This window comes from Parabacteroides goldsteinii (assembly GCF_020091425.1).
Taxonomy (GTDB): Bacteria; Bacteroidota; Bacteroidia; order Bacteroidales; family Tannerellaceae; genus Parabacteroides; species Parabacteroides goldsteinii.
On the sequence record NZ_CP081906.1, the window covers coordinates 5,552,809 to 5,567,089 of the forward strand.

The window sequence follows — 14,281 nt, forward strand, 5'->3', positions numbered from 1 at the left end:
TTACAAAGTTACAAACATTTATTTTATCTACATCTTATTTCTAATTAAAAGAAAAATGAGTAACATGAAGCATTTATTTAAACAGATGGTTTTTCTGACAATCTTGTTAACCTTCCCATTGACGGGGATCCACGCTCAGATAACCATACATATCAAAGACAAACCCGCTTCGGAAGTGGTGAAGCAAATTGAAAAGGTGAGCAAATACCGCTTTTTCTATAAGAAAGGACTTCCTGGTATGACTACTCCAATTACCGTTGAAGTGAACGATCAGGGTATTGAAGCCGTGATGGGACAGATTGTGGGGCAGATTCCTGTTTCTTATACTATAAAAGGGGATACTCAGGTAGTTCTTGCCGAGTCTGAGCCTCAAAATACGAGTACAGGTAAAAATAAGTCAGTGAAAGGTTCCGTAACAGATGCGAATGGCGAACCTGTTATAGGAGCAAATATTGTTCAGATAGGAACCGTAAATGGAGTAATTTCTGATCTGGATGGTAATTTTGATATAGAAGTGCCGGAAGGTTCGACTCTTGAGATTTCTTATATCGGTTATCGTCCTAAAGAAGTAAAAGTGGGGAACAATACAGTATTGACTGTCATTTTGGAGGAAGATACTCAGGCGTTGGATGAGGTAGTCGTTGTCGGATACGGCAGCCAGAAAAAAGTAAACCTGACAGGATCGGTGGCTACCGTAAATTCAGAATCTTTGGCTAATCGTGCAATATCCAATGTCTCTCAGGGATTACAGGGCCTGGTTCCGGGTATGACTGTTACAAATAGTGGAGGACAACCGGGTATGGATGCCGGCAAAATACTTATTCGTGGTGTCGGCTCTTTCAATGTATCGACACCGATGGTATTGATTGATGGAATCGAAGGAGATATGAATATAGTGGATACACAGGATATCGAGAGTATATCTGTCTTGAAGGATGCTGCTTCAGCTGCTATATATGGCTCTAAAGCTGCTAACGGGGTAATTCTTATTACCACGAAGCGGGGAAAACAGGGGGCTCCCAAGATCAATTACAACGCTCTTTTCGGATGGTCTTCCCCTTCGGAATTGATGCCGCGTACCAGTTCGGCAGAATTAGCTCAGTTGACTAATGAAGCAGAATATTGGGGTGCTATATCCGAAGGTGCTACCCCGGAACAGGCTACAAAGCGTATGCCTTATTCTCAGACCGATATCGACTTGTATGCAAATGGAACCGATCCGTACGGACATCCAAATACAGATTGGAATAAACTTTTCTTTGTGGGTTCTGGATTTACCAACCGGCATAATGTAAGTGTCGGTGGAGGTACCGAATGGGTAAATTACCGTACTTCGCTGGGATATTCTAAACAGGAAGGTATAGTGAAAAATGCAGCAAACAGGCAGTTCAACCTGCGTGTAAACTTGGATATGAAAATTACAGAGCGGTTAAAATCCAAAATAAATCTGGATTATGTCAATTCTTTGATTCAGGAGCCTACAAACCCGATATCCTGGGATTCGGGAACAAGCGAACAGACTTACCGCCAAGTAAATAGAATATCTCCAATGGTTCCCTATAAGAATGAAGATGGTACATATGGAACAATCAGTGATGGTAACCCGATTGCTTTCCAGGATTCGGGGGCAAAAGGTGAAAGACAGAATGACTATATTACAGCTTTTGCGGAATTTTCTTATGATATTCTGGATGGATTGGTAGCCAGAGTGAACGGTTCATATTATGTACAGAACCAGGATTATAATTTGTATAGAAAAGAAATTCAATATAATGAAGCCAAATATGACGGACCTACCCAGTATACACAATCTTATTATACGAATAACCGTACACAAGCAGATGCTATGTTGACTTACGATAAGACATTTATAGAAAAGCATACGGTTAATCTATTGGCTGGTTTCCATTCGGAATTGTATAAATACAAGGAAACGAAGGCCTACAGGAAAGACTTTCCTTCTTCGGATGTAACCGACCTGAACGGAGGTTCGGTTGTCGGAATGACTAATAGCGGATATACCCGTGAACTTGCCATGAATTCATTCTTTGCAAGAGCTAAATATAATTTTGATAATAAATATTTGTTCGAAGGTAATATCAGAGGGGATGGTTCTTCCCGTTTTGCTAAAGGATATAGATGGGGATGGTTCCCTTCTTTCTCCGGAGCCTGGCGTTTATCTAATGAGGATTTTATGGCTGGTACACGTACTTTTGTTGATGATATGAAAGTCAGAGCTTCCTGGGGTGTATTAGGAAATCAGGAAATTCCGAATGATTATTATCCGTATATTAATACATATTCTACATCTCCTAAATATCCTTTTGGTAATGTAATCAATACTGGAGCAGCACAGACAAATAATAAAATAAATGACTTGTCATGGGAGACAACCTATACCTGGGGAGTTGGTTTGGATATGACTGTACTGAATTCGTTGTCGATGACTCTTGATTGGTATAATCGTAAAACGACGGGTATTTTGATGCAGGTTAATGTTCCTACTACCTTTGGTTACGGAGGATATTATGACAATATCGGTGAGATGAGCAATAAAGGTATTGAGGCCTCTCTGAATTATAATAAGCAGATTAGTCAGGTGGCTTTTAATGCCGGTGTGAATTTTGCCTATAATAAAAACAAAGTATTGTCACTGGGAGACCTCGACGACCAGAAAGGTAGCCGCACCATAACAATGGTTGGTCGCCCGTATCAGGCATTCTACGGTTACCAGTCTGACGGAATTTTCCAGAGTCAGGAAGAGATAGATAAGGCTCCTAAATATACGATGATTGACAATGCACGTCTGATACCAGGAGACATTAAGCTGGTCGATAGGAATAAGGATAATGTCATCGATGAAAAGGATAAGATTATTCTGAACTCAGAAAATCCTAAGTTTACATTTGGTATTAATCTGGGGGCTAAATGGAAGTTATTTGATGCCTCTTTATTCTTCCAAGGGGCGGCAGGCGTTGCCCGTTATTTTACGGATGAAATGTACGGTGAATTTAACGGTGATTCAGGTCATCCTTCTAAGTTGTGGTTGGATAGGTGGACTCCTGAAAATCCGACGAATAAAATGCCGCGTGCATCCAAATTCAGAACTTATAATATGCCGGAAGTGACAACTTCTGATTTCTGGCTGGTCAATACGAATTATCTGAGATTGAAGGATGTACAGGTAGGCTTTACATTCCCTAAGACATGGTGTACTAATATGAAGATAACTTCTGTCCGTATTTATTACAGCGGACAAAATCTGCTGACAATAAAAAAATGTCCGGAAGGAATCGATCCTGAGGCTCCGAGCGGTTGGGGAGCATATTATCCGCATATAACAACTAATTCGGTTGGAATTTCTATCACTTTATAAAGATTAATCGTATGAAAAAGATATTATTTTTATTCATTATAGGTATTCTGGTTACTTCTTGTTCTCTGGATCGTGCACCTAAAGATTCTTTATCGACTGCTACTTTCCCGAAAACAGAAAAAGATATTGAAATGTTAGTGGTCGGTTGTTATGATGGCTATGTGGATCAGACGTTTACTGTTTATAATGATGTGTTTAGTGATAATGGCTATTGTGCCATCAATACGAATTGGTCTGCTTATGCCAACGGAAAAGCGACGCATTCAAATCCAGGAATCGGATGGTTTGATTATACTTTGATCACTCGTTGTAATAATTTCTTGGCTCTTACCGAAAACACCGAAGTTCCGTTTAAAGATCCGAACAGGCTGAAACAACTGAGGAATGAGGTTCGCTTTCTTCGTGCCTGGAGATATTATATGATGGCGACAGCCTATGGAGATATTCCTTTGGTAACAGAAGTTATATCTACATTGGAAGAATCCAAAATACCGGCATCGCCCGAAACTGATATAGTTAAATTTATATTGGATGAATTGAATGAGCTTTCGGCAGATGGAAACTTGGATGTTACACCTAAAGAGTCTGGTCGTATCACAAGAGGGGCGGCATTGGCACTTAAAATGAGAATGTGTTTGTATTACAAGCAGTATGAAGAAGCGATTGCAGCAGCCGATGAAATAGAGAAACTGGGGGTTTATAATTTGTTTACTGCCGGAACGACTCCTTATGCTGATTTGTTTAAAGAAGCGAATGAAGATAATTGCGAGATTATCCTGGCTGCTAAAAAGGTGGAGAATGATTATAAGAATCAGACAATTATTGAATTTTGTAATGCGAACGACGGGGGATGGTCGGCATTTGTTCCTATACAAAGCTTGGTCGACGCTTATGAAACATCTTCCGGTCTGACGATCGAAGAAGCTGAAAAAAACGGAGAATATGACCCGGTTCATCCTTATAAGAATAGAGATCCCCGTTTTTATGCAACAGTTTTGTACTCCGGAGCAGATTGGGTGAATCCTAACGGCGTTTACAGAATATATAATACACTCGATAGGACTATAGACGGGAAACCGAACAAGGATAATGCAAATGATTCACGTAATGCTTCACAATCGGGATATACATGCTGTAAATATATGTCGCCTCTTACGCAATATTCGGATATCAACAATACAGGACTCGATTTTATTGTTTTTCGTTATGCCGAGGTGCTTTTATCAAAGGCAGAAGCATTGATCGAGCTCAACAGAGATCTTGATGAAGCCTGCAATTTGATGGATGAGGTGCGGAAACGTGCCGGGATGCCGATGGTAGACAGAAATAAATATTCGACACAGGCAACCTTGCGTGAGTTGTTAAGGCGTGAGAGACGCGTTGAGTTTGCATTCGAAGGATTAAGACGTAGTGATATCGTACGATGGGGTATTGCAAAAGAAGTACTTAACGGACCTATTTATGCAACTAACTATGGTACAGTCATTATGGATACGAATATTCCTCAGGAAGAACGGGCTGTTATCAAAACTGGAGAGGAGAATAAAGTCGTATTGGAAATACGTTCCTTCAAAAATACTTATCTTCCTATACCACAATCGGAACTAGACCGAAATCCGAATCTGGTTCAAACAAATTTTGAATAAAAGGAATGATTATGGTATATGGATTATTAAAAAGATATCTAGGTTTGCTGTTTCTTTCTGCCTGTATTATTCCGAACCTTTTTGCCGGAGTTACGCAAAAGAAAGAGAAACCGGTGATGTTTCAGGTAAGGAAAGATATAAAATATCAGGTGATCGATAATTTCGGGGCATCGGATGCCTGGAGGATCGCTTTTGTCGGTCGGTATTGGCCGGTGGAAAAACGCGAAAGGATTGCTGACCTGCTTTTTAGTACGAAGATGGATACCAACGGAAATCCGATCGGTATAGGTCTGAGTAACTGGAGGGTGAATATTGGTGCCGGGAGTTTTGAAAACCGGGAAAATAAAGAAGTCACGAGCACCTGGAATCGTACAGAGTGTTTTTTATCACCGGATGGCTCGTATGATTTTAGTAAGCAGGCCGGCCAGCAGTGGTTTATGAAGGCGGCAAAAGAAAGAGGGGTCGATGACTTTCTGTTTTTTACCAATTCGGCTCCTTATTTTATGACGCGAAGTGGTTCGACATTGGCGTCGGATAAGAAGAGGATTAATTTGCAGCATGACAAATTCGATGATTTTGCCGATTTTCTGGCGTTAACAACCAGGCATTTCATTGATGAAGGTTTTAATGTCAGGTATATAAGTCCTATAAATGAACCTCAGATTGATTGGGGAGAAAATAAGTGGCAGGAAGGTAGTTTTGCAACCAATCAAGATGCATATATGCTTGTCGGAGAGTTGGATAAAGCATTAACCAGACATGGTGTTTCATCGAAAATTGTGTTTGGAGAGGCGGCTGATATGAAGTATTTGTTCGACTGCGACACCAGTCTGACAATGCCGGATAATATCATAGAAGAGTTTTTTACTCGTAAAGGACAGTACAATATTATGGGGATGCCCAATGTGTATAACTGTGTTTCTGCCCATGATTATTGGAGTGCTTACCCGGCGAAAACATTGGTTGGATTGAGACAGAAAATACGTGGGGCTCTGTCGGCGGCTGATAATGGTACTAAGTTCTGGGCTTCGGAATATTGTATTTTGGAGAAAAATGATGAAATATCCGGTGAACCTTCCCCTGCCAAAAGTCTGAATCTGGGATTATATGTTGCACGGATTATCCATACTGATTTGGCGGTAGCCAATGCATCGGCATGGCAGTGGTGGACTGCTGTTTCTTTGGGTGAAGATGTTCCTATCCAGTTGAAGCCTAAAGAGCATTCAACAGCCGAAAGTTTGAAATATGACGGAATTGTAAGTCCTACGAAGATGCTGTGGGCGACAGGTAATTTTAGTCTGTTTATTCGTCCGGGGATGTGGAGGATTTCGTTGGATAGAAAACCGGAAATTTCTGAACTGGAGGCGGCAACTTCGTTAATGAGTTCTGCTTATACGGATGGGGAAAAGGTAGTGTTGGTCTTTATCAATTATGAGGATAAGCAGAAAGAAGTGAAGATTAGATGTGGTAATTCAACCAAAGGGAAAATGTATGTTACTGATATGGATAAAAATCTGGAATATATGGGAGAACATAAATTATCGGAATTGATAATTGCCCCGAAGGCTGTGGTTACAGTTGTAATCTAGTTGAAAAGTTCAGTCCTGCCGAAGTCTTTCGCAGGACTGATTTTTTGAAGACGTGCGGAACCTCTCTTTATAGTGGTTAATTTGTCATGGCAAAGTAAGGATAATTTTTTTAGTAAAACACAAGAAAACAGAATATTCTATCATTTCCGTTGCTTATTTAATCGCATCCGCTATCTTTATGAGGTGCGGATAGTTTTCTTTCCTTAATCTCGGATTTTGCAAAATAATACCCGTATTTTATAAAAGTACCTATTGGATTTGTTTCTTATTTTTACCATTTCAATGTTTTGAAGTCTAATATAACTTAAGATGAATAATCGTATAACGAAATTTTTAGCCATAACTCTGTTCTTATTGAATATAAGTCTGGTGGCGAAAGGAGAGGCGGTAGACGCTGTTACCGGTGCTACCCCGGTAAAGTTGAAAATAGAGGCGAATGTCGATAAACAATTGGTGCTGGATGTCTCTTATGAGGAAAATTCAGTTATCCGGGAAGCACCTTTAGGTTTGAATGTTGATCACCGTTTGTTAGGAAAAGATGCTCAACAGTTGAGCAAGGAGAAAAAGGAGAACAATACCTTGGTCTATGAGTTCCAACAAGTCGATGGTAGCCGTTTCTTTTTGGATGCCCGGATATTTCCTGACGGGATTGCCCTGCGTTACCGCGTTCCGGCAGATGGACCTGTATGTATTTATGGGGAAGAGACCTCATTTATCTTTCCATCGCAAACTAAAGCCTGGTATGCCAGTGGCCCTTTCCAATATGGCTGGCTACAAGAATATCAGGAACGGGAGACCGATCATATAGAAGGTGAATTGCTGGCTCCGCCTGCGACCTTTCGTCTGCCGAATGGGATTTATGCGGCGATAACGGAAGCCAATCTGTTTAATTATCATGGAGCTGTCTTGCTGGGGACGGCTCCGAACTGTGTCCGGTTCGGATATGTGGAGAATAAGGGACATGTGGAAACAGGGATAGTTACCGGCCTTCCGCCTACGAAATACTGGCATGAAGAATACCGTATTGCCTTTTACCCGTTGGCTGGTCGGTCCAGCTGATTATACGCCGGTGAATTTCCGTGCTTTTTGTCATCCTTCGGTGACTTTCGCGCATCAGTTGTCGTCTATCTATATGTTTATTTCGCCGATGTTGATCTTTGCAGCGGATATGGAAGACATGTTGTCGTCACCGGGCCGCTCGTTTATAGAAAGTGTCCCTGTAACTTGGGATGAAACGATTGTATTGCCCGAAAGCGAGATCCGGAAACTGGCTGCTTTGGCACGTAGAAAAGGAGATGTGTGGTATCTGACGGTGCTCAACGGGGAAGAACCGAAAATGCTCGATATAAAACTGGATTTCCTGCCTAAAGGGAAATATAAGATGGAAATGGCATCGGATACTCCCGGAAACCGGAAGTTGATTGAGGTTAAGGATAGTAAGGTTCGTTCCGGCCAGCGGCTTAAAGAAGAATTGATGTCGGGCGGTGGCTTCGTGGCTCGTATTAGCAGGTATTAAAATACAGGTCTCAACAGGTACGGATTTCGTCATAAAATAAGAAAAATCCTCGATGAAATGGGGGTTTTTTGGTCAAACTATAGTCCTATTGGTTGTATGACTATAGTGCTATGGTAAGTAGCACTATAGTGTCAAGTGGGTTGGCACAGTAGTGTTGCTTTTTTCAAATTAAAAAAAACAGTTTTATATATATATTATTTATATATTAAAGAGGGTGTCCATGCGGTTGTCCCAGTGATGTTATCGGAGTTGTTTTGAAGGATGAGTTAATGGGCTTATTCATAAGAGGTAGGGGAATAAGCTTATTGTTTAGTTTGTTGTCCCACAGGGTGTCCCAAGCCTTACAGGACAATAATTTTCTTCGAAAATAAACGTGTATTTTGTTGATTTTAAGGCGATAACGACTTATATTTGTATTGGATTATAAAGTGCTTCCATATGAAGAAAATAATAAATTTATTCTCCTTTTTGTTGATGTTGCTGGGGAGTTATCCGGCTATTAGTTGGGCTACGCCTTATAATATTGCCCCGCAAGCACGTGTATCGGCTTCCTCTTCGATTGATGCCGGTCACGATGCGGCAAAGGCGACCGATGGCCTGATACGGGTACCGGGAAAAGGGGAAGGGGTATCTAAAAGTACGGAGACTTTCTGGGGACAGATCGATTATCCCTGGATACAGTTAGACTGGGAACGCCCCGTGAATATCAATAAAATTATTCTGTATGACCGTCCGGCCATGGAGGCACATGTAGCCGGAGGCGTATTGCATTTCAGTGATGGTAGTACGATCAATGTCTGGGGAATGGCTAATGACGGGACTCCCAAAGAGATTGAGTTTGAGTCGCGGAAGGTCGAGTGGGTACGGTTCGAGGTGACCGATGCCGCCGGTACGCAGGTAGGGCTTTCGGAGATTGAGGTGTTTCCTTCTCCCGATGATTATACGGATCATGTATCCTGGGTAAATCCTTATATCGAGACTGCCCGCGGACGGTATTTTTTCTTTATCACAGGGAATCAACCTTATGGGATGATAGGGGCGGCGCCTCTGACAAGAAACAAGAATCAGTATGGAGGCGGGTATAATTATAATTCGACGGAAGTGCTGGGGTTCCCGCAGATCCATTGCTGGATGCTGTCCGGGTTGACGGTGATGCCGGTGACGGGCGAGGTGGACCCGACGGGAGGAGAACAGTCCTGGAAATCTTCTTTCCTGCATCAGGGAGAGATTGTACAACCGGGTTATCACAGGTTGTTTCTGGATACTTATAAAATGTGGGTGGAGCAGACAGCTACCGATCGCGTCAGCTTCTACCGGTTTACGTATACGGAGGAAAATCCGGCTGATATTTTGCTGAACCTGGGTGGTTATGTCGGCACTTCGACAATGGTAAATGCCCATGTTTATAAAAAGGGAAATGAAGGTGTGGAAGGCTATTTCGATACGACCGGACGCTTGTGGGGCGGTCCCGATGTGGTCAGGATTTATTTTGCCGTTACATTCGATACTCCTTTCAAGTCGTTGGACGGCTGGGTCGGATCGGAGCAGTTCAAAGATATCAGCGAGTTGCAGGGAGCCGGGGAAAGTATTCCGAGAAACCAGGGGATGAGTTACCATGATGCTCCCACTTCAGGTGTGAAAGCGAATTATCAGGTACAACCGGGCGAACAGGTACAGATGAAGGTGGCTATCTCTTATGTTAGTACGGACAATGCCTGGGAGAATCTGGAGCAGGATTGCAGCCACTGGGATTTTAACCGGGTACGGCAGGAGTCACAGCAGGAATGGAATGAATGGTTGGGACGGATCGATGTGAAAGGAGGAAGCCATGACCAACAAATGAAGTTCTATACCGATTTGTGGCATTCTTTACTGGGAAGGCATAAGCTGGATGATTATAACGGTGAATATCCGGATTATACGGATGGTACCCGGGTAGGGGCACAGACGAAAAATATTCGTTTCCATGTAAGGCAACTGGCTAAGGACCGGGAAGGGAAGGTGAAACATCATATGTATAACTCCGATGCGTTTTGGTTGACACAATGGAACCTGAATACGCTCTGGGGATTGGCTTATCCTTCGGTATTGGATGATTTTGCGGCTTCTTTGCTGGAATACGATGTGAATGGAAATCTGCTTCCCCGCGGACCTTGTGCCGGTGGTTATTCGTATATCATGACGGGATGTCCGGCAACTTCACTTATCACGAGTGCTTTCCAAAAAGGACTGACCAGGAAGTGGGATCAGCAAAAAGCGTTCAAGGCGATGAAACGGAATCATTCCAAAGGAGGAATGCTGGCATTGGGAATGGATAAGGAACTTGACTTCTATGTTCGTAACGGTTATTGTCCCGGTAACGCAGGACTGACCATCCAGTGGGCGTTTGAAGATTGGGCTTTGGCTGAAATGGCAGCTAAAATGGGAAAGAAAAGCGATTATAACTATTTCCATAAACGGGCTACAGGCTGGCCTGCTTCTTTTAATAAAGAACTGGGACTGATCCTGCCGAAGAAGGCAAACGGTGAATGGGTACATACCGATCCGTTGAGCGGTAACGGATATGTAGAGGCCAACGCTTGGCAGGCGACGTTCGGACTTTCGCACGATATCCCTGTGTTGGTAAGGTTGATGGGAGGAAATGACAGTCTTTGCAGTAAGTTGGATTTTGCTTTCAAGCAGTCGGAGTCAACAGATTTTGTCTATGGATACGGCAGTGGTTATGTCAGTTATGCGAATCAGCCCGGCTGTTCGAATGCCCATGTCTTTTCGCATGCCGGGAAACCCTGGCTGACTCAATACTGGGTGCGCCGTGTGAAGGAACAGGCTTACGGGGCGGTTACTCCCGACAGGGGATATGGCGGGCATGATGAGGACCAGGGGCAGATGGGCGGCGTGAGCTCATTGATGGCGATCGGGTTGTTTGCCTTGGACGGCGGTTCTTCCCGTGATCCGCAATACGATATAACAAGTCCGGTGTTCGACGAGGTGACTATTTCGCTGGATACTGATTATTACAAGGGGAAAACCTTTAAAATAAAGACTTACAATAACTCGGCAGCCAATTGTTATATCCAGCGTGCACGGCTTAACGGAAAAGAATACAACTCTTTCCGGATACCTCATACAGTCTTTTCGGACGGAGGCTTGTTGGAGTTATGGATGGGGGATACCCCGAATAAAGCCTGGGGAAAATAGGCGATGATTTGATGTTATATGTTACTAATACAGTCTCCGGAGATGTTTTAAGTATCTTTGAGGACTTATATATATTCTAATTTCTGACTAACATGAAAAAGACGATCTCTTTATTTCTCCTTATGGGAGGATTTTTCTTTTCAAGCTGGGATATCAGTGCCCAGAATAAAATATCCCTGCCGGATATGGATTTATCCCTGGCCTACCAGCAGTATGGTTCGCCGATGAAGAACGCGGCTGTTACCGGTGAGAAACTGACGGTGGGCGGTGAGCATTTTGGACAAGGGGTAGGCGTACAGGCAAACAGCAAGATCAAGCTGAGTCTGCGGAAGAATACCGGGTTGTTTACCTGCAAGGTGGGTGTGAACGACCGTTCGCTGGATTATAAAAAAGATGATTTCAGTAAGATACCGATGACGGACGGAACGATGCTGTTTTACCGGACCGACGGTACCGGAGGAAAGAAGCAGTTTGTCGGAGTAGGTGACGGTGATGGCTCCTTTGATAAGGGAAGCGTTGTCTTTCGCCTGGTGGGTGACGGAAAGGAGTTGTATAACAGCGGTATGGTCCGTGGAGGCGAGAAAGCTCGTGAGGTGTCGCTCGATGTTTCAGGGGTCGACGTACTGGAACTGGTCGTTGAAGATGGAGGCGACGGCGTAAGCGGTGATCATGCCGATTGGATCGAACCAGTTTTTTCTTATAATGAGATTAAGCCTTCGCTGGTGAATGCCGATTATAAAGGGGCTATCGAGACAATGCCTGCTGAGGTGGAAAGGGCGTTGCGCAGTAAGGTCGCTGCTCTGCCTGCCATCGATTTGCCGGTGGCGCGTCCGGAGTCGGACTGGCTGCTCGATGCCAAAGGGGTGAAGGCCGGCGTGTATCAGACGCATAACGGCAAAGATATTGTCCTTTCCAATGGACTGGTAAGCCGTATCTTCCGTATCTATCCGAATCTGGCGACCGTCGACCTGGTTAACCAGATGACGGGGGAAAGTATGCTGCGTGCCGTCAGTAACGAAGGTGTTCTGAAAATCGATGATAAAGTGTATACGCTTGGTGGCCTCGACGGGCAGTTTGAATATGGTTATACACAATATAAATGGGTCGACAGCCTGACGATCCTTCCGAATTCGTTTCGTGTGACCGGGTTCGATATTACTGAACTGGCTCCCCGTATCGCTTGGGCGAACAAACGCTGGTCGCTGGTGAAGCCGGGCGAAACGACAGGGAAGGTACTTTCTTTCTATCTGGAAGGACCGGATTACCTGAAAGGCGTGAAGGTGAAACTGAATTATGCCCTCTATGACGGTATTCCCTGTATCAGTAAATGGATGGAGATCGAGAATAAGAGCGGTATGGGAATTACGCTGGATGAATTTACCCTGGAGCAACTGGCGATGGCAGAACCGGAATCACCGGTGGAAGCCAAAAGGCCGGAGCAGTTCCTGAAACCGAATGTCCATGTCGAGAGCGACTGGGCGTTTCTCGGCTTTACCGAACGGGAGACCGACCGCACGGAATTCTGGAATATCGATCCACGTTATACATCACAATGTAATTATCCGCTGCTTACTCCTTGCCTGCTGGAGGTAAAACTGCCGATGGGGCCGGACGAAGATATCCCTGACGGTGCTAAGTTCAGTAGCTTCCGTACCTGGCTGATGCCTTTCGACAGCGATGACCGTGACCGGAAAGGGCTTTTCCTGAAACGGATGTATCGTAAGATCGCCCCGTGGACGACTGAAAATCCGATCTTCCTGCATTGTGTATCTTCCGATCCGAAGGTGGTGAAGACGGCTATCGACCAGTGTGCGGAAACCGGTTATGAGATGGTGATCCTCAGCTTCGGCTCTGGGTTGAATATGGAGGATGAAAGTGAAGCGAATATAGCTAAATTCAAGGAGTTCACCGAATATGCCAACTCCAAGGGCATTGAATTGGGCGGTTATTCCCTGTTGTCCAGCCGCTGGATTAGCGATGAGGTCGACGTGATCAATCCCGAAACAGGAAAGCGCGGCGGTATGATCTTCGGCAGTTCTCCCTGCCTCTCCAGTGAATGGGGATACGATTATTTCCGCAAGATACGTTTTTTCTACGAGAAGACAGGAATGACAGTCTTTGAGAACGACGGTTCGTATCCGGGCAATGTTTGTGCTTCGACCAGCCATGCCCATCATAAGGGTTTGAAAGACTCCCAGTGGAAACAACGCCAGCAGATTGTGAACCTGTACCAATGGATGTGTGAGAATGGCATTTATACCAATATACCCGATTTCGGTTATATGTTGAATGGTGGTACGAAAGTCGGTATCGGTTACCGTGAAGTAAACTGGTCGCTTCCCCGCGAACGGCAGTTGGTGCTGGGACGCCAGGTGATGTACGATGGCTTGTGGGAACGCCTGCCGGGTATGTGCTGGACATTCGTTCCGCTTACCCAATATCATGGCGGTGGGGCTGCTGCTACGCTCGAACCTTTGAAAGATCATATCCCTGACTATAAGGCGCACATGATCCAGAATTACGGTGCAGGAGTACAGGCTTGTTACCGCGGTCCGCGTCTGTATGATACACCGGAAACGAAAGCAGCCGTAGTAGAGGTGATCGACTGGTACAAGAAATACCGGACTATCCTGAACAGCGAACTGATCCACCTGCGCCGTGCCGATGGACGCGACTGGGATGGTTTCATGCATGTCGATCCGGACGGCAAGGAGAAAGGTTTTGCCCTGCTGTTCAACCCGACCGACAAGGCCATTACTCGTACGGTCAAACTACCGTTGTATTATACTGGTATCTCCGATGTAGCGAAGATTAGGGAGAAAGAGAACGCTCCGGTTACCTATAAGCTGAACAGAGACTATACGGTAGACATCAAGGTGACTATTCCTGCCCGCGGAAATACATGGCTGGTGGTGGAAAAATAAAAAGAACTTTTTACTTCCACATTATTTAATAG

General features: G+C 44.3%; 7 protein-coding genes. All 7 read left to right on the plus strand.

Annotated elements, in window-relative coordinates; all coding sequences use genetic code 11:
- Window positions 1-64 precede the first annotated feature (64 nt).
- The 7 genes from K6V26_RS23045 to K6V26_RS23075 all read left to right on the plus strand — a co-directional run bounded on the left by K6V26_RS23045 (window position 65) and on the right by K6V26_RS23075 (window position 14,249).
- Window positions 65-3,376 carry a SusC/RagA family TonB-linked outer membrane protein gene (locus K6V26_RS23045; protein WP_224263987.1) on the plus strand — a complete coding sequence of 1,104 codons (3,312 nt, stop codon included), beginning with the start codon at window positions 65-67 and terminating at the stop codon, window positions 3,374-3,376.
- Between the two features lie 11 nt (window positions 3,377-3,387).
- Window positions 3,388-5,022, plus strand: coding sequence for a RagB/SusD family nutrient uptake outer membrane protein (locus K6V26_RS23050; protein WP_009860380.1), 1,635 nt, complete (start codon window positions 3,388-3,390; stop codon window positions 5,020-5,022).
- A gap of 11 nt (window positions 5,023-5,033) precedes the next feature.
- Complete coding sequence (locus K6V26_RS23055) at window positions 5,034-6,611, plus strand: glycoside hydrolase (protein WP_224263988.1); 1,578 nt, start codon at window positions 5,034-5,036, stop codon at window positions 6,609-6,611.
- Between the two features lie 309 nt (window positions 6,612-6,920).
- Entirely contained in the window at window positions 6,921-7,670 is a 750-nt protein-coding gene (locus tag K6V26_RS23060; RefSeq protein ID WP_224263989.1) for a glycoside hydrolase family 97 N-terminal domain-containing protein, read from the plus strand.
- Window positions 7,621-8,127: a glycoside hydrolase family 97 C-terminal domain-containing protein gene (locus tag K6V26_RS23065; RefSeq protein ID WP_224263990.1), complete on the plus strand. Its 507-nt coding sequence runs from the start codon at window positions 7,621-7,623 to the stop codon at window positions 8,125-8,127. The genes K6V26_RS23060 and K6V26_RS23065 overlap by 50 nt, the downstream gene beginning before the upstream one ends.
- A 438-nt stretch (window positions 8,128-8,565) precedes the next feature.
- Complete coding sequence (locus tag K6V26_RS23070; protein WP_394373102.1) at window positions 8,566-11,325, plus strand: GH92 family glycosyl hydrolase; 2,760 nt, start codon at window positions 8,566-8,568, stop codon at window positions 11,323-11,325.
- Window positions 11,326-11,417: 92 nt separating this feature from the next.
- Entirely contained in the window at window positions 11,418-14,249 is a 2,832-nt protein-coding gene (locus K6V26_RS23075; protein WP_009860376.1) for an NPCBM/NEW2 domain-containing protein, read from the plus strand.
- The last annotated feature ends 32 nt before the right edge of the window (window positions 14,250-14,281 follow it).